Source organism: Clostridium sp. TW13 (assembly GCF_024345225.1).
Classification (GTDB): domain Bacteria; phylum Bacillota; class Clostridia; order Clostridiales; family Clostridiaceae; genus Inconstantimicrobium; species Inconstantimicrobium mannanitabidum.
Window position 1 is genome coordinate 2,141,877 of the sequence record NZ_BROD01000001.1, and the last position, 23,785, is coordinate 2,165,661.

At 29.6% G+C, this 23,785-nt stretch carries 24 protein-coding genes, 1 other RNA gene and 1 other annotated feature (1 of these 26 running past the window's edge); of the genes, 7 read left to right on the plus strand and 18 right to left on the minus strand.

Going from position 1 to position 23,785, the window contains the following annotated elements; all coding sequences use genetic code 11:
- Position 1 precedes the first annotated feature (1 nt).
- The gene (locus OCU47_RS10580; protein ID WP_261828568.1) at positions 2–382 is read right to left on the minus strand and encodes a GntR family transcriptional regulator; all 381 of its coding nucleotides are present in this window, start codon (positions 380–382) and stop codon (positions 2–4) included.
- Positions 383–574: 192 nt separating this feature from the next.
- On the opposite strand from OCU47_RS10580, the gene OCU47_RS10585 reads away from it, so the two are divergent.
- The 3 genes from OCU47_RS10585 to OCU47_RS10595 all read left to right on the plus strand — a co-directional run bounded on the left by OCU47_RS10585 (position 575) and on the right by OCU47_RS10595 (position 2,875).
- Positions 575–1,213, plus strand: coding sequence for a histidine phosphatase family protein (locus tag OCU47_RS10585; RefSeq protein WP_261828569.1), 639 nt, complete (start codon positions 575–577; stop codon positions 1,211–1,213).
- Between the two features lie 114 nt (positions 1,214–1,327).
- The gene (locus OCU47_RS10590; RefSeq protein ID WP_261828570.1) at positions 1,328–1,729 is read left to right on the plus strand and encodes a bacteriohemerythrin; all 402 of its coding nucleotides are present in this window, start codon (positions 1,328–1,330) and stop codon (positions 1,727–1,729) included.
- A 171-nt stretch (positions 1,730–1,900) separates the two neighbouring features.
- Entirely contained in the window at positions 1,901–2,875 is a 975-nt protein-coding gene (locus OCU47_RS10595) for a glycosyltransferase family 2 protein (protein ID WP_261828571.1), read from the plus strand.
- Positions 2,876–2,947: 72 nt separating this feature from the next.
- Here the strand turns inward: OCU47_RS10595 and sufU are convergent, their stop codons facing one another.
- From sufU to OCU47_RS10640, 9 genes are all read right to left on the minus strand, one after another.
- The gene (gene sufU / locus OCU47_RS10600) at positions 2,948–3,382 is read right to left on the minus strand and encodes a Fe-S cluster assembly sulfur transfer protein SufU (protein ID WP_261828572.1); all 435 of its coding nucleotides are present in this window, start codon (positions 3,380–3,382) and stop codon (positions 2,948–2,950) included.
- 1 nt (position 3,383) lies between these two features.
- Positions 3,384–4,616 (minus strand): cysteine desulfurase, encoded by a 1,233-nt coding sequence (locus OCU47_RS10605; RefSeq protein WP_261828573.1) that lies wholly within the window; start codon positions 4,614–4,616, stop codon positions 3,384–3,386.
- On the minus strand, positions 4,609–5,709 hold the full coding sequence (sufD, locus tag OCU47_RS10610; protein WP_261828574.1) for a Fe-S cluster assembly protein SufD: 1,101 nt from the start codon (positions 5,707–5,709) through the stop codon (positions 4,609–4,611). The genes OCU47_RS10605 and sufD overlap by 8 nt, the downstream gene beginning before the upstream one ends.
- A 10-nt stretch (positions 5,710–5,719) precedes the next feature.
- Positions 5,720–7,129 carry a Fe-S cluster assembly protein SufB gene (sufB, locus tag OCU47_RS10615; RefSeq protein WP_261828575.1) on the minus strand — a complete coding sequence of 470 codons (1,410 nt, stop codon included), beginning with the start codon at positions 7,127–7,129 and terminating at the stop codon, positions 5,720–5,722.
- Positions 7,130–7,148: 19 nt separating this feature from the next.
- Positions 7,149–7,895, minus strand: coding sequence for a Fe-S cluster assembly ATPase SufC (sufC, locus tag OCU47_RS10620; RefSeq protein ID WP_261828576.1), 747 nt, complete (start codon positions 7,893–7,895; stop codon positions 7,149–7,151).
- A 164-nt stretch (positions 7,896–8,059) separates the two neighbouring features.
- A complete protein-coding gene (locus tag OCU47_RS10625; RefSeq protein ID WP_261828577.1) occupies positions 8,060–9,943 on the minus strand; it encodes a PTS fructose transporter subunit IIABC in 1,884 nt (627 codons plus the stop codon).
- 22 nt (positions 9,944–9,965) lie between these two features.
- Positions 9,966–10,715: a DeoR/GlpR family DNA-binding transcription regulator gene (locus OCU47_RS10630; RefSeq protein ID WP_261828578.1), complete on the minus strand. Its 750-nt coding sequence runs from the start codon at positions 10,713–10,715 to the stop codon at positions 9,966–9,968.
- Positions 10,716–10,964: 249 nt separating this feature from the next.
- Positions 10,965–12,005 (minus strand): pyruvate kinase, encoded by a 1,041-nt coding sequence (locus tag OCU47_RS10635; protein ID WP_261828579.1) that lies wholly within the window; start codon positions 12,003–12,005, stop codon positions 10,965–10,967.
- A gap of 78 nt (positions 12,006–12,083) precedes the next feature.
- Complete coding sequence (locus OCU47_RS10640; RefSeq protein WP_261828580.1) at positions 12,084–12,524, minus strand: hypothetical protein; 441 nt, start codon at positions 12,522–12,524, stop codon at positions 12,084–12,086.
- Positions 12,525–12,637: 113 nt separating this feature from the next.
- Here OCU47_RS10640 and OCU47_RS10645 point away from each other — a divergent pair, with 113 nt between their 5' ends.
- Positions 12,638–13,117, plus strand: coding sequence for a DUF4883 family protein (locus OCU47_RS10645; RefSeq protein ID WP_261828581.1), 480 nt, complete (start codon positions 12,638–12,640; stop codon positions 13,115–13,117).
- Between the two features lie 90 nt (positions 13,118–13,207).
- Positions 13,208–14,071 carry a PHP domain-containing protein gene (locus tag OCU47_RS10650; protein WP_261828582.1) on the plus strand — a complete coding sequence of 288 codons (864 nt, stop codon included), beginning with the start codon at positions 13,208–13,210 and terminating at the stop codon, positions 14,069–14,071.
- A 117-nt stretch (positions 14,072–14,188) separates the two neighbouring features.
- Here OCU47_RS10650 and OCU47_RS10655 read toward each other — a convergent pair whose 3' ends face one another.
- From OCU47_RS10655 to helD, 7 genes are all read right to left on the minus strand, one after another.
- Complete coding sequence (locus tag OCU47_RS10655; RefSeq protein WP_261828583.1) at positions 14,189–15,598, minus strand: aminopeptidase; 1,410 nt, start codon at positions 15,596–15,598, stop codon at positions 14,189–14,191.
- A gap of 100 nt (positions 15,599–15,698) precedes the next feature.
- Positions 15,699–16,613 carry an HPr(Ser) kinase/phosphatase gene (hprK, locus tag OCU47_RS10660; RefSeq protein WP_261830617.1) on the minus strand — a complete coding sequence of 305 codons (915 nt, stop codon included), beginning with the start codon at positions 16,611–16,613 and terminating at the stop codon, positions 15,699–15,701.
- A gap of 13 nt (positions 16,614–16,626) precedes the next feature.
- Positions 16,627–16,806 (minus strand): DUF896 domain-containing protein, encoded by a 180-nt coding sequence (locus tag OCU47_RS10665; protein WP_261828584.1) that lies wholly within the window; start codon positions 16,804–16,806, stop codon positions 16,627–16,629.
- A 594-nt stretch (positions 16,807–17,400) separates the two neighbouring features.
- Positions 17,401–17,590: non-coding RNA, 6S RNA (gene ssrS / locus OCU47_RS10670), on the minus strand.
- 62 nt (positions 17,591–17,652) lie between these two features.
- A complete protein-coding gene (locus OCU47_RS10675; protein ID WP_261828585.1) occupies positions 17,653–18,042 on the minus strand; it encodes a hypothetical protein in 390 nt (129 codons plus the stop codon).
- A gap of 12 nt (positions 18,043–18,054) precedes the next feature.
- Positions 18,055–18,306, minus strand: a complete 252-nt coding sequence (locus OCU47_RS10680) for a DUF1292 domain-containing protein (RefSeq protein ID WP_261828586.1) — start codon at positions 18,304–18,306, stop codon at positions 18,055–18,057.
- Positions 18,307–18,403: 97 nt separating this feature from the next.
- Positions 18,404–20,692 carry an RNA polymerase recycling motor HelD gene (gene helD, locus OCU47_RS10685; RefSeq protein WP_261828587.1) on the minus strand — a complete coding sequence of 763 codons (2,289 nt, stop codon included), beginning with the start codon at positions 20,690–20,692 and terminating at the stop codon, positions 18,404–18,406.
- A gap of 174 nt (positions 20,693–20,866) precedes the next feature.
- On the opposite strand from helD, the gene OCU47_RS10690 reads away from it, so the two are divergent.
- Positions 20,867–21,712: an SDR family oxidoreductase gene (locus OCU47_RS10690; protein WP_261828588.1), complete on the plus strand. Its 846-nt coding sequence runs from the start codon at positions 20,867–20,869 to the stop codon at positions 21,710–21,712.
- 60 nt (positions 21,713–21,772) lie between these two features.
- Positions 21,773–22,225: a PA2169 family four-helix-bundle protein gene (locus OCU47_RS10695; RefSeq protein ID WP_261828589.1), complete on the plus strand. Its 453-nt coding sequence runs from the start codon at positions 21,773–21,775 to the stop codon at positions 22,223–22,225.
- Positions 22,226–22,283: 58 nt separating this feature from the next.
- On the opposite strand, the gene aspS is transcribed toward OCU47_RS10695, so the two are convergent.
- Positions 22,284–23,573, minus strand: coding sequence for an aspartate--tRNA(Asn) ligase (gene aspS, locus OCU47_RS10700; RefSeq protein ID WP_261828590.1), 1,290 nt, complete (start codon positions 23,571–23,573; stop codon positions 22,284–22,286).
- Positions 23,574–23,744: 171 nt separating this feature from the next.
- Positions 23,745–23,785 (minus strand) — a binding site (T-box leader); it runs 182 nt beyond the window's last position.

Sequence of the window (23,785 nt, forward strand, 5' to 3'; positions counted from 1 at the left end):
TTTATTTTTCCCCCTTATAATTTATATAAATATCCTTAATTATTTTTGTAAAGTCCTCTTCTGATACATTGTTACAAATTGCCGTAGCTACAATAGAATCTAACTCTAAAATCAATTTTTCTTTGATTTCTGAGTTCTGTAAATTTTTCAGGCTTACAACTGCACCCTTTCTCCTATCAATGTTTATAAAACTTTCTTGCTTCAAAATATTATAGGTTTTATTTACAGTATGCATATTTATTCCTACATCTTCTGCTAATTGTCTTACTGAAGGTAATTCATCTCCTTCTTTTAATTCTCCTTTAGCGATAGCCTTTACAATCTCATTTCTTAATTGAGTATATATAGGTAAATCACTTTCAAAATCTATTGTTACAAACATTTAATCCCGCCCTCTGCTAACATGAAATTTATTTATCCTTTGTATTATATCTGTTATACATAATATAGAACAGATATAATACAAAGTCAATATATATTTAGAGCTTTTTCCCAAAGTTATTGACTAAGTAATTAAAAACTTTTAGTATTATTTACATATTTAAAATTAGATTTTACATAAAGGAGATTTTGTATGACAACCACATTATTATTAGTAAGACATGGTGAAACTGAATGGAATACCTTAGGTAAGTTCCAAGGATGTACAGATATTGATTTATCTGCTGATGGTCTCTTGCAAGCTGACTATCTTAGAAAAAGACTAGAAAATAACTTTGATTATATATACACAAGTCCTTTAAAAAGAGCCTCAGAAACTGCCAATATAATTTGTACAAACATGAATATAAAACCACAAGTTGAATATTCTTTAAGAGAAATTAACTTTGGTGATTGGGAAGGGCTTACTATTCATCAAATAAAAGAATTATATCCTGATGCATTTCATTTATGGACAACTGATAAAATCAATGCTCCAATTCCAGGAAATGATTTAAGTATTAATTTTGCTAGTAATAGAGCTAGCAACTCCATAATAAATATAGTAAACAAGCATAAGGATAAAACAATTGTCATCCTGGCACATGGTGGAATAATAAAAGCAGCATTGATTGGATTATTTGGCTGGGATATGTCCATGTATCACAAAATCACTATAGGAAACACGGCTATATGTAAGATTAATTTCAACGATGAATTGGCTCCTAAGATAGTAACTATAAATGATACTAGTCATCTTCCTGTAAATTATTCATCTAAGTCCCTAACCTAACCCATAATTTTGTCCTATTTTGTCGTTTTTTTATGCATTCAGGTGAATTTTATTGAATTTAATTATAATTAATTCTATAATAAAATAACATAGTAACCTAAGGAGGCGAAATAATTGATAATTTGGGATGATAGTTTTAGTACTGGAATAGAAATAATTGATCAACAACATAAGTATTTATTCAGCCTTAGCAGAAAATTAGAGATACTTTTAGAAACTCCTATAGGTGTAGATAAAAAAGAGGATGCCATAATGCTTCTATGTGACTTTAGAAACTTCGTAACTTTTCATTTTTATTTTGAAGAAAATTATTTAAAAGATTTAAATTCAAGTGATTTTTATGAACATACTAATGAACATACTTTATTTATAAATAAACTTACTGACATAGATATTACTAACTTCTCTAACGAAGATTATAACGAACTCAAGACCTTTTTAAACACTTTATATGGATATATATTAACACATATTAAAGAAAGAGATACAAAACTAAAAATGTTAATTTATAATTAGATCTATATTTTCAATTATCGATGTATATACTCTTTCTTACAAAATATCCTCCAATTAATAATCTTAAAATTTTCATAAAACTAACACAAAACTGTCACATTGCTAAGTAAAAATATAGTTATTGAAACAATATAGAACGAAATCAATCTATATTTTAGTTGGAGGTATTTTATGAAAGAAGTGTTATATTTAGTTATTCCTTGTTATAATGAGGAACAAGTTTTAAGAGAAACCTCTAAGAGGTTATTAGTTAAATTATCAACTATGATAAAAAATAAAAGTATATCAGAGAAAAGCAAAATATTATTTGTTAATGATGGTTCCAGAGATAATACATGGACCATAATCAATGAGTTGCATAATGAGAACCCTATATTCTGTGGAGTAAACCTATCCAGAAACAAAGGGCATCAAAATGCTTTATTAGCTGGCCTTATGACTGCTAAAGACTATGCAAATATGACAATATCATTAGATGCAGATTTACAAGATGATATTGATGTAATAGATAAGTTTGTTGAAGAATATTACAACGGTAATGACATCGTATATGGCGTAAGATCTTCAAGAAAAACTGATACATTCTTTAAAAGAAATACAGCTTTAGGTTTCTACAAATTCATGAATTTGCTAGGTGTGGATGTAGTCTACAACCATGCTGACTACAGACTTATGAGCAGTCGTGCCTTGGAAGGTCTTGCTGAATTCAAAGAAGTTAATCTGTTTCTTCGTGGAATTGTACCCTTAATTGGATATAAATCTTCTATAGTTGAATACGAAAGACATGAGCGCTTTGCAGGTGAATCAAAATATCCATTAAAGAAAATGCTTGCTTTTGCTTTAGATGGAGTTACTTCACTAAGTATTAAGCCTATAAGAATAATCACTGGCTTAGGCTTTTCTATATTTTTAATAAGCTTTTTTGCCTTACTTTACACACTAATAGTAAAATTCTTTGGTAAAACCGTAACAGGCTGGACTTCCTTAACTGTTTCAATATGGATGCTTGGTGGAATTCAACTTTTATCTTTAGGTGTGATTGGAGAATATATCGGAAAAATCTATAATGAAACTAAACATAGACCTAGATTTATTATCGAAACTATACTTATCTCTCATGAAGAAAATCATAAATCAATAATATAAATTAAAGGAGCAATTTTTGAAAAATATTTACGGTAATTTTCAAAAGTTGCTCCTTTCTGCACAACATTTTCATTAATGATTAGCTTTTACTACAGCTTCTTTTAATGTATGCCATGCAAGAACAGCACATTTAACTCTAGCTGGCATGTTAGATATATTCTTTAGTACCATAGCATCTTCCAAAACCATTAACTCATCATCATTATCTATTTCTCTCTTAATCATTGATATAAATGTTTCTACCAGTTTCAGCGCTTCTTCTTTATTTTTCCCTTTTATTAAATCTATCATCATTGATGTAGAAGCTTGAGAAATAGCACATCCTTGTCCTGTAAATGCTAAATCTTCTATTATATCCTCATTAAACTTTATCTCTAAAGTAATCTCATCTCCACAACTTGGATTATGTCCATGCTCACAGATATCTGGATGATCTATCTTTCTTTTATTATGTTTTGATGTACTATGTTCCATTATTAATTCAGTATATATTGAACTTAAATCCACACTAATCCCTCCACTTTGAAAACATATTATATGTCTCTTTAATAGCTTCTATAAGTATATCTATATCCTCTTTAGTATTATAAAAATAAAAACTCGCCCTGCAAGTTGCACTTATTCCCATATATCTCATAAATGGTTGTGCGCAATGATTTCCTGCTCTGATTGATACTCCATAAGTATCTAATGCTGATGCCACATCATGAGGATGCACGCCTTCTATTTCAAAAGATATTACTCCAGTCCTCTTCTTTACATCTGAAGGTCCAAATAGTTTAACATATGGAATTGCATTTAATCTTTCTAAAGCATAAGAAACTAAATTTCCCTCTATCTCTTCAATAACTTCCATACCTACATCATTTAAATAATCCATAGCTGCTGCCAAACCTACTGCCCCTTCAACATTTTGAGTCCCAGCCTCAAACTTACATGGTATATCATCATATGTATATTCTTGTTCATATACATACTCCACCATATCACCACCTAGTGTATATGGTTCCATAATCTCCAACAAATTTCTCTTACCATAAACTACACCTATTCCCATTGGAGCTAAGAGTTTATGTCCAGAGAAAACTAAAAAGTCTGCATCTAATTCCCTTACACTTACTTTCATATGAGGAACACTTTGAGCCCCATCTACTATAACTACAGCATTCTTTGAATGAGCATAGTCTATAATTGTTTTTACTGGATTTATAGTACCTATAGCATTAGAAACATGGGTTATACTAACGATCTTTGTCTTATCTGTAATTTTACTTTCAATTTCTTCAAGAGACAATTCACCATTTTCATCAGTATACATATATTTAAGGATTGCACCCTTAGCTTTTGCTACTCTTTGCCAGGGTAACAAATTAGAATGATGTTCTGCTATGGATATGACTATTTCATCTCCTTCTTGTATAAAACTCATTCCATATGAATATCCTAAAAGATTAAATCCTTCTGTAGCATTCTTAGTAAATATTATTTCCTCAGAACTTTCTGCATCTATAAAATTCTTTACCTTTTCTCTCGCATCTTCATATACTTTTGTAGCTAATATGCTTAATTCATAAGCTCCTCTATGAGGATTTGCATTATAATTTTTATAATATTCTTCTATAGCATTAATTACCTGCATTGGTTTTTGAGTTGTAGCAGCACTATCTAAATAAACTAATTTCTTACCATTTAACTCTGAATTCAGTATAGGAAAATCTTTTATAAAATCTTTATTATCCATTTATTAATCTCCTATCTATTTCTTCAACAATTTCTGAAATAATCTGAGCCTCATCTATTTTATCGATTATAGGATTAAAAGCAGCTTGCACAATCAACTTTCTAGATTCATCAAAACTTAATCCTCTACTCATAAGATAAAATAATTTATCCTCATCAATTTTTCCTGATGAAGCCGCATGCTCACCAGAAACATCCTCTTCCTCACAAAGCAATAAAGGCATCGCCTTTGCTCTTGCTTCTTTCGAAAGCATTAAGCAGTACTCATCTTCAGCTCCGACACTGCCAGAAGCCCCTCTTTTAAAATCAATTGTTCCTTTGAAAGTTTTTTTAGCATTATCTTTTAGTGCACCTTTTGTAATTATATTAGACTTACTATTTTCACCTTTATGAGTAATTACATAATTTATATCTATAAGTTTTTCATCCCATCCTAAATATACAGAATTTACTGTGGTTCTTGAGTTTGCTTCAAGTAAATCTCCATGATAATTGGTTATACTGTACTGCCCTCCAAGATCAATCGCTATAAAATCTACATTTCCTTCATTTTTTATATTAGAAACATTAGAATCAAAATGTGCTATCTTGTCACTTAGCATATTAACTTTAACCACCTTAAGCTGGCTGTTTTTTTCTGCAAATACGCTGCATATACCATTATGATATCCTTCTGTGTTATCTACAGATTTATACTTAATTATTATATTCGCTTTTGAATTCTCCTCACCTACAATAATTATATTATCAACTAAAGTGTTATTGTTACTATCTAAATTAAACTCTACTACAATTGGATTAAATGCAACTGTGTTTTTTGATATTCTTATTAAGTAACCTTCATTATAATTATTTTTTCCTTGGTTAATAAGCTCTTCGCTCACTCCATAATCAAAAGTTTGATTATATCCATAATTAATGTGATTTTGTAATCTTTCTATAATAATCCCACTATCAGCTTTATTAATATTTACATTGCTAAACTTTCTTATATTAGGCATTATATAACCTTTGAGATTTATATCATTTATGTTAAGCCAGCTCTTAGTCCTAACTGGTGTCTTATTCAAATTTTCGAATTGCATTTCTTTCATATTTATCACCCTATCCTATACTTCCTTCCAACTCTAAATTGATTAAATTATTCATTTCAACAGCATATTCTAAAGGCAATTCCTTTGATATCGGTTCTACAAAACCTCTTACAATCATAGCTTTGGCCTCATTTTCACTTATTCCCCTGGTCATAAGATAAAATATAGCTTCATCACTAATCTTTCCTATTTTAGCTTCATGCCCTATCTCTACTTCATCATTCATTAAATCAATTACTGGAATAGTATCAGATTTAGACATATTATCTAACATCAAAGATTCACAAGAAACCATAGACTTTGAGTTTATAGCATTACTATTTACTACTACTACTCCTCTATAAGTTGCTGAACCACCATTTTTAGATATTGATTTTGAATTTATTGTTGAAAATGTATTAGGTGCTGCATGAACTATTTTTGCTCCAGTATCTAAATTCTGCCCTTTACCTGCAAAAGAAACTCCTGTAAATTCAGCTTTAGCACCTTCACCTTTTAAAATACTCATTGGATATAACATTGAAATCTTAGATCCAAAGGAACCAGATACCCACTCAATAGTTGCATTTTTCTCCACTATTGCTCTCTTTGTATTTAAGTTCAACATGTTCTTAGACCAATTTTCAATAGTGCTATATCTTAATGTAGCTCCTTCCTTTACGAATAATTCAACACAACCTGCATGTAAATTTGTTGTATTGTATTTAGGAGCTGAGCATCCTTCTATAAAGTGTAGTTTTGCTCCTTCATCTACTATTATTAAAGTATGTTCAAATTGACCTGCTCCTGGAGAATTTAATCTAAAGTAAGATTGTAATGGAATATCTACTTCTACTCCCTTGGGAACATATACAAAGGACCCGCCTGACCATACTGCACCATGTAATGCTACGAATTTATGATCACTTGGCGTAACACACTTCATAAAATATTCTTTAACTATATCTTCATGTTCTTTAATGGCAGTTTCCATATCAGTATAAATTACACCTTGCTTAACCAACTCTTCTTTAATACTGTGATAAACCACTTCAGAATCATATTGAGCGCCTACACCTGCTAGAGACTTTTTTTCTGCTTCTGGAATGCCTAATAAGTCAAAGGTTTTCTTTATATCCTCTGGCACTTCATCCCAACTTCCTTTTAACTTACTCTTAGGTCTAACATATGTTACTATGTTATCCATATCTAATTCATTTAAACTTGGCCCCCAAGTAGGCATTGACAAGTTATTATATATATTCAGAGATTTTAATCTAAATTCTTTCATCCAACTAGGTTCATTTTTTTCTTTAGATATGATTTCTACAATTTCTTTAGTTAGCCCTTTTTGAGTTTTAAAACTAAAACTATCTCTATTTTTCACATCATAGATTCCTCTATCCATTTCGTCAATTTCTGTTTTCTTATCCAATGACATTTCTTTTCACCGCCTTACATTACAAAGTCTTTTTATAATCTTCATAACCCTTTTCTTCAATTTCTCTTGCTAATGAGCCATTTCCTGTTTTAACTATTTTCCCATCCACTAGAATATGAACATAATCTGGTTTTAAATTTTCAAGTATCTTTGTATTATGAGTTATTATTAATACTGCATTATTTTCATTTGAAAACATCTTAATTCCACTTGATACTGTTCTTACTGCATCAACATCAAGACCTGAGTCTGTCTCATCTAAAATAGCTAACTTAGGTTCTAAAGTAAGCATTTGCAGTATCTCATTCTTTTTTTTCTCTCCACCTGAAAATCCTACATTTAAATATCTTTTTGCATAACTAGTGTCCATTTTTAATTCCTTCATATTCTTCTTCAAATCCAAATCAAATTTTAAATGCTTTAATACACTACCTCCTGATGACTTTTTGGCTGATTTTAAAAAATTCTCTACAGTAATGCCTGATATTTCTTCTGGATATTGGAAAGATAAAAATAATCCTCTTTTAGCTCTTTCATCTGTCTTCAAATCATTTATTTCTTCTCCTTGAAAAATAATATTTCCACTGACAACATTATATTTAGGATGATTCATTAAGGTATTGGCAAGAGTAGATTTTCCTGCTCCATTTGGTCCCATTATTACGTGAATTTCTCCCTCATTTATCTTTAGATTCAATCCCTTTAATATTTCTTTGCCCTCTACTTCTGTTTTTAAATTTGTTATATTCAATAAATTTTCACTCATAACCCTACTCCTTAACACGATAATTCAGAGTTGTTTACTCTGGTTTATTTATATCTTACTACTTTGCTAGGAATTAATCAAGAAATTTTATCCTAAAATTTTCACGCAAAAAAATCCTTCGAGCAGATTAATCTACTCAAAGGATTTTTCATATAAGTTATTTTTTATTCGTTAACTGGTTTCTTTAATATTCCTAATAATAATGCTCCAACTACTGATCCTACAGCTAAAGCTATTAAGTATCCAAATGGATTTCCTATAACAGGAACAACGAAGATACCACCGTGAGGAGCTCTAAGTGTACAGTTAAATACCATTGATAAAGCACCTGCAACTGCTGAACCAGCAATGATTGAAGGTAATACTCTTAATGGATCTTGAGCTGCAAATGGTATTGCCCCTTCAGTTATAAATGATAGACCCATTACATAGTTTGTTAAACCAGCATCTCTTTCTTTCTTATTGAATTTATTTCTAAAGAATGTAGTTGCTAAAGCGATTGCTAATGGTGGAACCATACCACCAATCATAACTGCTGCCATTACTCCAAAGTTTCCTGCATCTAATTGAGCTACACCAAAAACGTATGCTGCTTTGTTTATTGGACCACCCATATCAACTGCCATCATAGCAGCTAAAACTATTCCTAGTAATATCTTGCTACCTGCTCCCATACTTGTTAAGAAGCCATTTATTCCTGCATTTATTGCTATAACTGGTGGATTGATAGCATATACCATTACAGCTACTATAGCTAAAATACCTACTACTGGATAAATTAACATTGGTTTTATTCCTTCTAAAGAACTTGGTAACTTGCTGCAAATCTTCTTTAATGCTACAACTATATAACCTGCAACAAAACCTGCAAATAAAGCTCCTAGGAAAGAAGAACCACCATCTCTAGCTATTAAACCACCAACAAAACCTACTGCTAATGCTGGTCTATCTCCTATACTCATTGCTATATAACCTGCTAATACTGGAAGCATGAATCCAAATGCACTTTTACCTGCATTCATTAAAAATGCTGCAAAAGGAGTGTTACTACCGAAACTCTTAGGGTTAATCGCATAATTATCAAATAAGAATGCTAACGCTATTAATATACCTCCACCAACAACGAATGGCAACATGTGAGATACACCATTCATTACTTGTTTGTATAAGCTGTGTGCAACTCCACCTTCATCAGAGGATTCTGCTTCTCCATTTCCTCCATGATGATATACTGGAACATCACCTGACACTGCTTTACTGATTAATTCATCTGCTTTATTTATACCATTAGCAACTTTAGTTTGAAGTACTTTCTTTCCTTCAAAACGTGCCATTTCAACCTTTTTATCTGCTGCTACAATAATACAATCTGCATTTTTTATCTCTTCTGCTGTTAAAACATTTTTTGCTCCTTCTGAACCATTTGTTTCAACTTTTATTGATATCCCTTTGTTTGCCGCTGTTGTTGATAATTTTTCAGCTGCCATGTATGTATGAGCAATTCCTGTTGGGCAAGCTGTAACTGCTAAAACTTTATATTTTTGCTTATCATTCATAGTTTCCCCGTCCCCTTTTAATTCTTCTGCGAATTTCTCTTTTTCTTTAGTATCAATTAAATCTAAAAATTCTTTTTGAGATTTTGAATTAATTAATGAATTTTTAAATTGTTCATCCATCAAAATAGTAGACAATCTTGCTAACAACTGTAGATGAGTATCATTCTTTCCTTCTGGTACTGCTATCATAAAGAATAAATGTGAAGGCATATCATCTAATGCTTCATAATCTACTCCTTGTTTGCTTACTGCTGCTACCAAAGTAGCCTTAGTTACTGCATTACTCTTACCATGTGGTATAGCAATACCTTCCCCTATCCCTGTTGTACTTAATGCTTCTCTGTCCAAAATAGCTTTTTTATAGGTTTGTTTATCCTTAATATTTCCAGTTTTGTGCATTAAGTCTACTAATTTATCTATGGCATCTCTCTTTGATGATGGATTAAAATTTAAGTCAATTGAATTAGATTTTAATAAATCCACTATACGCATCTTTTTTCCCCCTTCTCATTATTTAAATGAATTTGTTAGTTTGAATAACTTCCGCATCATAATTTACGTCATTTAATTCATCGGTTATCATTATTGCATCTTGTAACTTACAGAAAGTAATAAAACTTGTTTCCTCAAACTTAGAACTATCTACCAATATATAAGTTTTTGCACATCTTCTAATTGCTTCTTTTTTTACCATTGCTTCATTAATGTCTGGAGTAGTATACCCACTATTTACACTTACACCATTGGCTCCAAAAAATCCTTTAGAAAAGTTATATGATTGTAAATTTTGTACTGCAGTAATACCTACAACTGCTTCTGTTACAGCTTTGATTTCACCACCTAAAATATGAACCTTAATATTTTTTTCTAATAGACTTTTAGCATGCCCAATTCCATTAGTTACTACTGTAATATTTTTTGCTGTTATATAATCTATAATAATTTCGGTTGTTGTTCCAGCATCCAAAAATATCACATCGTTATCCTTAATTAGACTGGCAGCATATTTTGCTATAACTGTCTTGTTTTTAATATTTATACCTTTTCTAATTGAAACTTTGAAATCATTTTTTGAGTAATTGTCTTCAAGGAGTACCGCGCCTCCATGTACCTTTTTTAATTTACCTTGCTTGTGCAATGAATTTAGATCTCTTCTAATGGTTGATTCTGAAGTTTGTAAACTGGTTATTAACTCATTTACTGATACTATACCATCCAACTTTAATTTCTCTAGGATGATCTGGTATCTTTCCTCTGTTAGCATTTTTATCACTTCCTTGATTAAATAATACACCGCATGTAAACGTTTGTCAACCATTTTTGTTCAAAATCTTTTATAAAAAATCATTTTCATTCAAATCTTTTCAACTTTAATGATTTTTTATGATTTCTTGCATGATAAAATCATTTTTATCCATCACATCTTTCATTTAATACTTAGCATAGTAAAATAAAAAAATACTAGAAAGCAGTTAGGTAACTCTACTTTTTAGTATCTTTAACTAATAAAAATTTATACCTTCTTTTTAATTATTGAATAATAATACTTACTAGCACGTACTATATTTCTCACAGATTCTATGCTATTATTCTGAACGGTTGTTTCTGATGCAAGCAAAAATCCGCCAACTCCATTTTTTACCATTATGAAAATATCATTCATTTCTGCAATTGATGGTTTGCCTTTTATAGCTACTGATTCCATTAAATCTGTAGCCACTATAAGCTTCTTTCCTGAATTGTATAAGTCCCTGCATACACCCCATTGATATATTGGCAAATTAATAAGCCCACCTTCTGCAACCATGTCCCCTCTTCCAAAGACTATTGTATCAATTTCATCACTTATTTTTTTTATATTATTTACGCCTTCTTTAGTTTCAATTTTAGCCCATATTTCTATATCTCTTTTTGCTGCTTTTGTTTTTTTGTATATTATTTTCTTATATTCCTGAACATCTAACTGTGAAGATATAAACGAAAGTAAAACTATATCTATTTTGTTATCAATTAAGAACTGTATATCATCCATATCTCTTTTAGGAATACTCATTTTATCTCTATCAATTCCTGCTATAGTGCAGCTTTTTCCTTTTGTAATATATAAACTATTAACAGCTTCACAATTTAATATACTTCCTTTTTTCTCTAAGATTTTAATCTCATACCTGCCATCTTTAACAAAAATGCTTTTTGTAGTTATATGATTTACTAAATCACTACTTATGTTTAATGGAACTACCTTAATGTTTCTTTCTAAAAATATATGATTTAAATTACAATAATCCTCCTCAGCACAAAAAACTAGACGTTCCTTTTTATATATTTTAAAACTTTCTTCTAACATGTCAGATACTCTTATCTTTTTTCCTGTCAGATCCCCTATTATCTTTATATTTGGACATTGTAGCTTAATAAATTTAACAACTTTTATTATAGTTTCTTTATCCATATGTGATAAATTAATTCTAAATGCATTAACACCTTCATTTATCATATCTACTATTTGCTTCTCTCCAACAGTCCTAGGACCTAATGTAGCCACTATGTACATAGTCTCCCCCTAAAAACATTATTTATATAATGTTTATTATGGAAGACTTTGATTTATACATTTTATATTGATATTCGATCAATCATTAATACATGAAAGTGCATTAACCAATTTTTCAGCTATTTCATTTCTTGCACTCTTATCCCCAATTCTAACTTCTAAAATAATTACTGGAGAATCTATATGCTTTATCAAATATAGCTTATCTCCATTTTCTATTACTATATCTTGAAATCCTGCCTCTTTTAATTTTTCACCAATGCTTTCAACCAACTCCATGCCTACCTTTTTAAACCCTGTTACTATTTTTAATTCATGTGTTTTTTCAGTGCTCAAATCTATTTGTACATATACATCTATCTTTGTTTGATTTGCTAAAATCGCCTTTTTCATTATTGCTTCTCCAAGTATCGGAACACCATTATCTGTACAATTTATTATATTGTGTCCTTTTTTCTTCAAACCTTCTTTAATTATATTTCCAAAATATTCATCCTTTATATCTATTCCATATTTCATTTTATACCTCTATTCATGGTTTTATAATATATCCTATTCAAAAATATTATGTAAGTTCTTTTTTAAAATTTTTTGCATATTATATATAGAAATTCTCCGAAAGGACTGATTAAATGAAGAAACTGTTCTACTGCTTGATTGTAATTTTCTCAATTGTAACCCTTGAAGGCTGTTCAAACACAAAATTTATATCTTTCGAAAAAAAGCCTTCAAATTCATACTACTGTGATGAGCTCTCTAATCTTATTAATTCAAATTCTTATAACTTAAAAATACTAGACTTAAATATGTATAAACAGAAAGAAATCTCTAATGAAGAAAAAAAAGTATTAATTGATTTCTTTAAACATATGGATAAAAAAAAGAACATAATCACTAATACTGGAAATGACATTTCTAATGAAAAAATTCAGTACAAAATGTTTATTGAAGCAAACAGCCAGAAATATGTTATTAATATATACAATGATAAATATTGTGCTGTTCATCCTTGGGATGGTGAATTTGTTGAGGATTATATTGATTCTGATGGTATCCCTAGAAATTATAATCTTTATGGTTTTTGTAAATATATATTTAGAGAATATCTTTAAAATAATTTAGAATTTGAATCTTATCTCTAATTTTATTTTTAATTTTTGTTTAGTTATTATATACTATTTAAAAAGGAGATGAGATTGAATATGAATAAAATTATAATAGATTTACATTGCCATTCCACAGCTTCAGATGGTATATTATCTCCAACTGAAGTAATTAGAAGGGCCAAAAGCAACAATGTAGATATTTTAGCATTAACTGACCATGATACTACTCTAGGAATACCACAAGCTTTAACTGCCGCTGAAGAAGTACGATTAACACTAATTCCTGGCATAGAGTTATCAACTGATTTTAATAATGAGAGCATTCATGTTCTTGGATACTTTAGAGATGAAAATTATAAAAATCCTGAACTATTAGAGTTCCTAGAAGATTTAAAGAAAAAAAGAGAAAGCAGAGCTAACAAAATAGTTAAAAACTTAAAAGACTTTTACAATATAGAAATTGATATAAACAAGATTATATCTGAAAGCAATGGCGTAGTTGCTCGACCTCATATTGCTAAAGCTATACTTGAAGCAGGTTATAACTATACTTGGGAAGAAATCTTTGATAAATTTATCGGAAATGATTCTAAAGCTTATGTTCCTAATAAAAAAATAGAAACTCAAGATGGTATAAAACTATTAAAAAAATTTAACTGTTTTGTATCTTTAGCTCATCCTGTTTTAATAAAAAAATCTTCCATTGATAAATTTTTAAATTTAGGTTTTGACGGTATGGAAGCTTATTATGCTCAAAATTTCAAAAATGATACGTTAAAATTAATTGGACTTTGTAGAACTAATAATTTAGTTGCTACCTGTGGATCAGATTTTCATGGTATTGATCCAAATGATTCAAAACATGGCGATATTGGAGATATAACCATGCCTCTAGAAGATATACACAACTTCTTAAAAACTTATAATGGTATGTTTAATAACTTTAATCCAAATTACTAATCTCAACCTAATCAAATAACCTTTTTATAGTTTATCCACAAATTAATTTTATTCTAGTATCCTAAAGAATAAAAAAAGTGAACCTTAAGGTTCACTTTTTTATATCAACATATTAAATTATATTTCACTTAAAAATGCTACATATGCCTTGAAAGTTTCATATATATCTGCCTTACTTGCAAGTTCCCAAGGTGCATGCATGTTCATTAATGCTACTCCACAATCAATTACATTCATGTTGTAGTTAGCTAATATATAAGCGATAGTTCCACCGCCTCCTTGGTCAACCTTTCCAAGCTCTGCTGTTTGCCAAGAAATATTATTTTTATCCATTACAGCTCTAATTTCAGCTATAAATTCTGGATTTGCATCACTTGAACCTGACTTTCCTCTTGAACCAGTATATTTATTAAATACAACTCCATTACCAAAGAAAGGTGCATTCATTTCTTCCATTACAGATGGATAATTTGGATCAAAAGCTGCACTAACATCTGATGATAACATCTTTGAGTTTGTTAACGCTCTTCTAATTTTCAATTCTGAATATTCTCCAACTCTATCCATTAGTTCTGCTACTGTGTTTTCAAAGAATTTAGACTGCATTCCTGTTGCGCCCATGCTTCCAATCTCTTCTTTGTCAACTAATATACAGCAAGAAGTTCTGTTTGGATTATTCATTTCCAAAATAGCTTCGAATGAAGTATATGCACAAATTCTATCATCATGACCATAAGCCATTACCATACTTCTATCTAGACCATAATCTCTAGCTTTTCCTGCTGGTACTACCTCAAGTTCTGCTGATATAAAATCTTCTTCAACTATTCCATATTTCTCGTTTAATAGCTTTAAGATGTTACCCTTTACTTTTTCTTTAACATCCTCTTCATCATCCTTTAATGGAATACTGCCTATTAATACATTTAATGATTCGCCTTCAATTACCACTGAAGCCTTCTTGCCCATTTGGTCAGCTGCTAAATGCACTAATAAATCTGAAATACCAACTACTGGATCTTCATCATCTTCTCCTATTACTATATCAACTTTTTCTCCAGTCTTCTTAATAACTACTCCATGAATTGCTAAAGGTAAAGTTACCCATTGATATTTTTTTATACCACCATAATAGTGAGTCTTAAACAATGCTAATTCTTTACTTTCATAAAGTGGATTTTGCTTTAAATCTATTCTAGGAGAATCTATATGAGCACCTAGTATTGTTAAACCATTTTCTATTGGTTCATTTCCTATAACAAATAAAGCTAAATTCTTATCTTTATTGTTGGCATATACCTTGTCACCCTTCTTTAAAGTTTCGCCTTTACTAATTATAGTTTCAAGGTTTCTAAATCCTTTTACCTCTGCTTGCTTAACAAGTTCAAGTACACATTCTCTTTCTGTTTTGCATTTTGACATAAAGTTCTTATATCTATCTGATAAAGAAAAAACTTTTTCTAAATCCTTATCATCATATTTTGTCCATGCATTTTTCTTTTGCTTTTCTAAATCTTTTACTGCCATCGATATGCCCCCTAATTTTTATATTTTTTAGTAGTTTATAATCAATTGTACACCATATACTTACTTTTATCAAATAATGCCAACATTCTTTAAATATTTTTTATTTATTCATGCTTTCTTTTTCCATTCTGCTTTCTATTATATCCACAGGACTAACATCTGACATTAAGTTATATCTATAATTGGCTGCACCAGCTTCAATTATGACTGCAACATTTCTTCCAGGTCTTATTGGTACTGATAGCTTTCTTACTGGTACGCCTAAAATATTCATATATTCTGCATTTATTCCAAGTCTATCATAGTCTCCATCATCTTTCCAATGTTCCAAATTCATAACTAGCTTTATTTCCTTTTGTGATAGCACTGAACTTAATCCATATAAAGCCGAAACATCTATGATTCCCATACCTCTTACTTCAAGCATTCCAAATGTAATATGAGGAGAAGTTCCTGTAAGTTCACCATCTATCTCTTTAATATCTACTGCATCATCAGAAACTAACCTATGTCCCCTCTTTATAAGCTCCAAAGCAGTTTCACTTTTACCTATTCCGCTTTCACCTGTTATAAGTATTCCAATACCGTATACATCAACTAGCACTCCATGTAGTCTTGTTTCTGGTGCTAACTTGTCTGCCAAATAAATAGTAAGTTTACTTATAAACTTTGTAGTTGTCATAGTTGTTCTTATAAGCCAAACTTTATTATGTCTAGCCAAAGTTACTAATTCTTCATGTGGTTCTAAATCTCTAGTAATTATTAAACTCTTTATATTAAAGCTGAAAAACTTCTTTAATCTCTTCTTTCTTAAATCCACAGACATATCATCTAAAAAACTCCATTCAGCTTTACCTATAACTTGTATTCTATCTGGAGCAAAATAATTATAAAAACCTGCTAATTGTAATCCAGGTCTAGTAACATCATTTACATCTATAGTTACGTTTTTTTCTCCTGGAACAAGTACTTCCATTTCAAAATCACTTATTAATCTTTCAACATTTACCTCCATCATAATCTCTCCCCTAATTCTTTGGTTTATTTGGTTTTATAGTTTGTAATTGTGATCTAAAGTTATTCTTAACATTGTCTATATACTGTCTTCTAAGACTTTCTTGCTCAATCTTTTCTTCTTCGGATAAGCCTTCTTCTTTAGATTTTTTATAAAGTTCATTTATTCGTTTAACCATATCATCTATGTTCATATTTCATTCTCCTTATTTTTTAAGATTAACAATATCATTTTACCTTTATATGCAATAATAATCAATGTATTGGAATATAAATATCAATTAATTTTCAATACCTTTCGACACTTCCAATATTTACAAAATTACTGTTTTCTACATTTACAGGTTTTTGGAATTTTATGTAAATTAACCATTTCTATCGCTTTTTTCATTTTTGTTTACAACATTGAGTTATTTTGTCATAAGTTGGTGAACGAAAAAAATTCAAATTTGGCATATTTTTGATATAATAATTCTATAATAATTTTATAAATATCGGAGGTAAAGTTATGTATGAAAAATATCTTATTTTTAAAATCAACTTAATTAAAAAACTCTTACATTTGTCATTAAGATTTTTTGCCCCTACAAATAATTTAACAATATACCTTAGTCAGCAATTAGACAAGCCAATATCATTATATCAAACAATACATTATAAAAAATATATAAATAGACAAAGAATAGCTAAAATATCCCATTACAATTCCAAATTAGCAGCTTAATCACTATTTACTTTACTATATAAAAAAAATGCTCCTTTATAAAAGGAGCATTTATTGTTACATCAAACATCCCAACATGCCGTCACACCTATAAATTCATACCTGCTACTCACAGGTGGGTTTCTCTCATATTACTTCTGACATCTTCCGCCACAATGTGAATTAATGAAGTCCGTCATCCATAATAATGTTGAAAATCCCGTATACATAATGTAGGTTGAATACTATAAGCTTCGCGCACATCTCAGGATTTAATTAGATTATATCATACAACAAAATAAAATCAATGTTATTTACTGGTACCAATACACATAATCTAAATGAATTCTTCCACGTCTAAATCTTCATCGCTATCTTGTGAAGCTATAGCAACATAATATTTCATATACGTATAAGTGCTAGCATCCATCTCATCATATTTCATATCATAACTGCATGAAAATTCCTCTGAAAGCTCTTCTAAAATATCACTAACATTGTCTACAGCTATGTCCTTTAAGTATGGCAAAAATAACTCTCCATACCATTCAGTGCTTTTTTCCTCATAATCTCCTTCATCATTAGCATAACTTTCTGCTGCTTCTATTTCATCTTTATCAAAATCATAGAAAAAAGTTAATACTAATACATTTTTCTTGTCTTTCACTACTTCTACTTCAGAAAGAGAATTATCAAGTAGAAATTCAATCACTTCATTTTTATACATTTTCTCCACTCCTTAATTATAAAGTAATTTCTTATATTCTTTTCTCACTCTTTCAAACTCTTCATCATCTTCAACTAAATTTAGCTCTTGTTTCCCATCTATTTCATCTACTCTAAAAACAAAAGCATCATCATCGTTCACATCCTCACCTTGAGGAGATAATATTAAATACTCTTGTTCTTCTAGATATATTCTAGCGATTGCTTCAAAGGCAACCTTATTACCTTCTTCATCTTTAAAATACATTATTTCTTTTTCTTCCATCTGTTTCACCATTCCCTATCTCTAGTTTAATATAATATATATAAGTATATATGTGTATTATAACCTTTTCACAAATATTTTCCTAAAATATTTATGCTTATTTTAATAATGGAGTTACTTCTCCTTTATAAAATATATATTCATAATGTAATGCTCTAGTTAACACAACATATAATAACTTAGAATCAAACTCATTTGCAGTATAACTTTCACTATTAGCATCATAAATTATAACACAGTCAAACTCTAATCCCTTTGTTAGATGAGCAGGAATTATAATGAAGTCATCCTTTATTGATTTATCATTTTCCTTTACCATCTTCCATTTAATTTGGTTGGCTTTAGTTTTTAGAATTTTATCTGCTTCTTTGCATTGTGCAAAATTCCTACAAACTATAGCTACACTCTTTTTATTTTCAGATTTTATTTTTTCTGCAATAGAGTTTACTTGACTAATAAAGTCTTGTTCTGAATCTAATTTAATTAATTCTGGTTTTGCCCCATGTCTTATTACTGGTTTAGTTGGAGTCAAATTTAATTTTTGTTTGCTTAAGACTGTATTTGCAAATTCTATTATTTCTATAGTACTTCTATAACTTTGTGTAAGTGTTTTATAGCTACATTTTTCTTTAAATACTTCATTAATAACGTTATTCCAATCATTTATTCCTCTATAGTAATAAATTCCTTGGCCTAAGTCTCCTACAATAGTCATAGACTTGCCTGTAACTATTTCTGATATTACATATAACTGAAAAGGTGAATAATCTTGAGCTTCATCTATAACAACATGCTTTATCTCTGTCATCTTAGGCATTCCATCTATTCTTAATTTTAAATAAGCCATAGCAGCACAATCATCTGCATCTATATATCCTTCACTGAAATTACTTAAGGTTTTTTCTTTTATATACTCCCACAATGTTAATGGAATTTTATTGCCTGTAATTTCTTCAAAGTTGTCATCAATACAAAGAAAATCTTTATATTGATCTCTCATATCTTTATTTATCCATTGCTTAAAATAATCTTCAAAAGCTACCTTGCCTTCTTTTAATGTATTTTTCTTTAGTTCATCTCTTTCATCATATATCTTTATTAATTCTTTCCTACGTTCAATAGTATCATCTATCTCTTTTTTCAACTTATTTATTTTGTATTCGTAGTAAAGTTCAATCTTCTCAATTACCTTCTTGATATTTTCTCCTAATTTTTTAGAGAAATATTTCTTTATTTCTTCCTTACGTTTATTTATTGGTAAGTTATTTAAATCCTTTAAAAATAATCGCTTTATCTCACTACTTTGAAATAAAGTCCATTGATCTATCTTTATGTCATCAATTTGAGCTTCATTTACCTCTAAAGTTTTAATATATCTATCTAGTATCTCTTTATATAAAAGTGAACCTTTCAACTTACTCTCATTAAAAATAAATTTTCTATTTTGTTCAGATTCTTCTTGAATTGCAGTTAACTTTTGATCTTTCGTAATTACATTCATCCTAGAACCTACAACTTTAAGTAAAAACTCTTCTACAGTTCTTTGATTAACTTTATCTACACCCAAGTTAGGCAATACATCTGATATATAATCTAGAAATATACTGTTAGGAGCCAATACCAAGATGTTTTCTCCAACTATACTATCTTTATATCTATATAATAAATAAGCCAATCTATGCAATGCTACAGTAGTTTTACCTGAACCAGCTGCTCCTTGAACTATAATAGGAAGATTCTTATCCCATCTTATAATCTCATTCTGTTCTTTTTGTATTGTAGCCACAATATCTTTTAACTTATTACCACTACTTTTTTCTAGATTAATTTTCAAAAATTCATCAATAAGCTCTGTACCTTCTTCTCCAACATTATTTAAGATTATATCATTTATGCTTTCATCAAAAATATCTTCTAAGGCACCATCATTAAATAAAAATTTTCTTTTTAATGAAAGTTCACCATCAATAACTCCTCCTGGAGCTTTGTAATAAACTTTACCTTCCGTTCCACTATAGTATAAATCTGCAATTGGTGAACGCCAGTCTATAACCTTTTCATCACCAGTATCCCAATCACCTAAAGAATACTTGCCTATATAGAGACTTTCCTTTTCTTTTCTGTATTCTCTAAAGTCTATTCTGGCAAAATAGGGCTGTTCTTTAGCCTCATTATAATTTGAAACATTTTTCTTTACCACAGCATATAACTTTTCTGTTGTTTCAAGTTCATAGTTATAGCTTCCTTTTGAAGCTTTCTTCATATTGAAAATTTTAGTTTCTAATTTTTCTTCTTCCTTTATCTGCTTTTTCACATATGAATTAAGCCACTCTCTTACATCTAAAAGATGTTGCTTCTCATAAAGTAATTCTTCCTGTTTTTCCATAAGAGCACCTCCCCCTACTGTAATTTCTTTTGACAACTAATTTATTTTAAAGTAGCTTAGATTTATTGTCAATATTTTCACTACATTAATAATATAAATATTATATAACAATTTAGGCATCTTCAAAAATAAGTAAGTTTATATGCCTTAACAAAAGTTAATGAGGTGAGTATTTTGAAAATTTTAATTTTAGGTGGAAAGGGTAATATCGGAGGTTTTCTCTCAAAAGATTTAGAACCTTATCATGATATTATCTCTGTAAGCAAAGATGATTTAGATATTACATCTAAGTCCAGTGTTTTTTCTATAATTTCAAGTAAAGCTCCAAGCATTGTTATTGATGCAGCTGGAATATCAAACATTGATTATTGTCAAGCTAATGAACAAATATCTTATTCCGTTAATACCTTAGGCACTATGAACATTGCTTTAGCATGTTCAAAACTAGACATACCATTAGTATATATTTCTAGCGCTCAAGTTTATGGCTCTGACAATACTAATGTTCATTCTGAGCATGAAAATTGTAATCCAATAAACATTTTTGGAAAATCTAAATTAGCTGGTGAAAACTTAATAAGGACTCTTTGCAAAAAATATTTTATTCTAAGAACCTCTTGGTGTTTCGGAGGAGAAAAATGTTTCGTAAAAAGCATTTTATCTAAAAGGAATACCCCTATTTTCATGGTTGCTGATATGGTAGTAAATCCAACTTATGTACAAGATTTATCTAGAGCCATTCTGTCCATAATTGACTCTACTTCGTACGGAGTTTACAACTGTGTGAATAAAGGTGAAACTTCAAAATGTGATTTAGTTAAATATATCTTTGACCTTTTAGGATATGATAAAAAGATCATTTCTTTACCTAAATCTACAATGGATTCTTTGGCACCAAGGCCTAAAAATTGTTCCTTAGCTAATAATTTAATTGAAAAGTCTTTTAATTTAGAAATTCCTTCTTGGGAAGAAAGTATGAATATTTATTTAAATGGATTAATCGACAAAAATATACTATAATATTTTCTATCTCCTTAGTAAATACTATGATTACACTATTTATTTAAAGGAGATTTTACTATGGCAGAAAAAAATAAAAATATTGTTGACGCGTTAAATAAATATCTTCAAGGAGTGTATATGGCAATAGACACATTTAATCATTACTTATCACTTGCCGAAGAAGATGAAACAAAAAAAATACTAATGAATATCTATATGTACTATAAAGAATCTGCAATTCTAGTAATAGATAGAATTACAGATTTGAATGGTGAAAATAAAGATGATACTGGATTTATAGGCAAAGCTACTGAAGTTTTTACAAATATAAAGGATTCCTTTACTATAAAAGGTGATGATAACCTAATGACTAATGCTTATAATTCTGTTCAAACTGGAATACAAATGGGCAATAAATTTCTTGATGAAAACACTTTAGATCCTATTTCAAAAAGATTAATATTAACTGACTTAAAGAATCAGGATGAACTCTTAAATACTTTTCCAACAAGAATTCCCTATAAAAAATAGCTTTGCTTACATTAAAATACCTAAGGGTCATAAAAGAACCCTTAGGTATTTCTTTAATTTATGGTATCATTCTGTTCTTATCTCTAGTAAACAAGGTAACTTCTCTGACATTGTCTAAATCTAAAATTTGTGCTACTAGTCTCTCAAAGCCTATGGCTAATCCTCCATGTGGTGGAACTCCATACTTGAAGGAATTTATATAACTTTCAAAACTTGAAGCATCTAAATTTTTTTCTTTAAAACTTTGTAGTAACATATTGTAGTCATGAATTCTTTGTGCTCCAGAAGTTATTTCAGTGCCTTTATAAATTAAATCAAAAGAATGTGTACCACTTTCTCCTTTTGGCATTGTATACATAGGTCTTTTTTTCTTGCCATAGTTTGTTACAAATACAAAATCAGACTTATATTTTTCCTTTATATATCTTCCAAGTAATTTCTCTGCTTCAGTATCTAAATCCTTTTCTAATAGCTCTTTATTGTATTTTCTCTTTAGTATATCCTTTACTTCTTCCATATCCAATCTTGGAAACCTAGTCTCTATTTTAGGAGTTTCTAAACCCAAAGCTTCAAAGCCCTTAACAGCTTCTTTTCCTAAAACATCAAAGATATAATTAAGCATTTTCTCTTCTAAATTCATTAGGTCATTTTCATCTTCAATAAATGCCATTTCAAGGTCCAAACTTACAAATTGATTTAAATGCCTTTTTGTATCATGCTCTTCCGCCCTGAAAAACGTTCCTATTTCAAATACTCTCTCAAAACCAGATATAACCATCATCTGTTTATAAAATTGAGGACTTTGAGCAAGATAAGCTTTTTTCCCAAAGTAATCTACTTTAAATACTTCTGTCCCACCTTCTGCACCTTCACAAACTATTTTGGGAGTTATTATTTCTGTAAACCCTTGTTCTATTAAGAAATCTCTAAATGACTTCAATATTAGATTACCAATCCTTATTATTTCTTTTTTGCTCTCATGCCTTAAACTAAGCATTCTATTATTCAACATAGTGTCAAGCGAGATATCAAGTTTATCCTTGTTTATCTCTATTGGCAATTCCTCTACAGCTTCATTTACAAGTTCGATTTCTTTAACTTCTACTTCTAAGTTCTTATATTTGTTCTTTCCTTCTTTAACCACACCCATAACAGAAACTATACTCTCTAACCTAACATGCTTTATCCACTCAACATCCTTATCTACCACACATTGAACAAGCCCTTCTCTATCTCTAAGAATTAAAAAACTAATATTTTTCATTACCTTTATTCTATGAATCCATCCCTTTATCAAAACATCTTCATTCATCTTATTTTCTAACTTATTTGTCAATATTCTTTCCATAATAACGCCTCCATGCAATTTTATTTTTCAAATCCTCTGCAGCAGATTTAAAATAAAAAAATCCCCACTCCATATAGGAGTGAGGAAATCTCACGGTACCATCCTAATTAATTTATAATTTCTCACTGAACAAATATATAGCATTATAAATAAAAAAACCTTTCACTCCAATATAGGAGTGAAAGGTATATATTCACGGTGCCATCCTGTTC

Excerpts from the sequence above, each read along its gene's own strand:
- OCU47_RS10580 (WP_261828568.1), bottom strand. The coding sequence starts at position 382 with ATGTTTGTAACAATAGATTTTGAAAGTGATTTACCTATATATACTCAA.
- OCU47_RS10585 (WP_261828569.1), top strand. The coding sequence starts at position 575 with ATGACAACCACATTATTATTAGTAAGACATGGTGAAACTGAATGGAAT.
- OCU47_RS10595 (WP_261828571.1), top strand. The coding sequence starts at position 1,901 with ATGAAAGAAGTGTTATATTTAGTTATTCCTTGTTATAATGAGGAACAA.
- OCU47_RS10605 (WP_261828573.1), bottom strand. The coding sequence starts at position 4,616 with ATGGATAATAAAGATTTTATAAAAGATTTTCCTATACTGAATTCAGAG.
- sufD (WP_261828574.1), bottom strand. The coding sequence starts at position 5,709 with ATGAAAGAAATGCAATTCGAAAATTTGAATAAGACACCAGTTAGGACT.
- sufB (WP_261828575.1), bottom strand. The coding sequence starts at position 7,129 with ATGTCATTGGATAAGAAAACAGAAATTGACGAAATGGATAGAGGAATC.
- sufC (WP_261828576.1), bottom strand. The coding sequence starts at position 7,895 with ATGAGTGAAAATTTATTGAATATAACAAATTTAAAAACAGAAGTAGAG.
- OCU47_RS10625 (WP_261828577.1), bottom strand. The coding sequence starts at position 9,943 with ATGCGTATAGTGGATTTATTAAAATCTAATTCAATTGACTTAAATTTT.
- OCU47_RS10630 (WP_261828578.1), bottom strand. The coding sequence starts at position 10,715 with ATGCTAACAGAGGAAAGATACCAGATCATCCTAGAGAAATTAAAGTTG.
- OCU47_RS10635 (WP_261828579.1), bottom strand. The coding sequence starts at position 12,005 with ATGTACATAGTGGCTACATTAGGTCCTAGGACTGTTGGAGAGAAGCAA.
- OCU47_RS10640 (WP_261828580.1), bottom strand. The coding sequence starts at position 12,524 with ATGAAATATGGAATAGATATAAAGGATGAATATTTTGGAAATATAATT.
- OCU47_RS10645 (WP_261828581.1), top strand. The coding sequence starts at position 12,638 with ATGAAGAAACTGTTCTACTGCTTGATTGTAATTTTCTCAATTGTAACC.
- OCU47_RS10650 (WP_261828582.1), top strand. The coding sequence starts at position 13,208 with ATGAATAAAATTATAATAGATTTACATTGCCATTCCACAGCTTCAGAT.
- OCU47_RS10655 (WP_261828583.1), bottom strand. The coding sequence starts at position 15,598 with ATGGCAGTAAAAGATTTAGAAAAGCAAAAGAAAAATGCATGGACAAAA.
- hprK (WP_261830617.1), bottom strand. The coding sequence starts at position 16,613 with ATGGAGGTAAATGTTGAAAGATTAATAAGTGATTTTGAAATGGAAGTA.
- OCU47_RS10665 (WP_261828584.1), bottom strand. The coding sequence starts at position 16,806 with ATGAACATAGATGATATGGTTAAACGAATAAATGAACTTTATAAAAAA.
- OCU47_RS10675 (WP_261828585.1), bottom strand. The coding sequence starts at position 18,042 with ATGTATAAAAATGAAGTGATTGAATTTCTACTTGATAATTCTCTTTCT.
- OCU47_RS10680 (WP_261828586.1), bottom strand. The coding sequence starts at position 18,306 with ATGGAAGAAAAAGAAATAATGTATTTTAAAGATGAAGAAGGTAATAAG.
- helD (WP_261828587.1), bottom strand. The coding sequence starts at position 20,692 with ATGGAAAAACAGGAAGAATTACTTTATGAGAAGCAACATCTTTTAGAT.
- OCU47_RS10695 (WP_261828589.1), top strand. The coding sequence starts at position 21,773 with ATGGCAGAAAAAAATAAAAATATTGTTGACGCGTTAAATAAATATCTT.
- aspS (WP_261828590.1), bottom strand. The coding sequence starts at position 23,573 with ATGGAAAGAATATTGACAAATAAGTTAGAAAATAAGATGAATGAAGAT.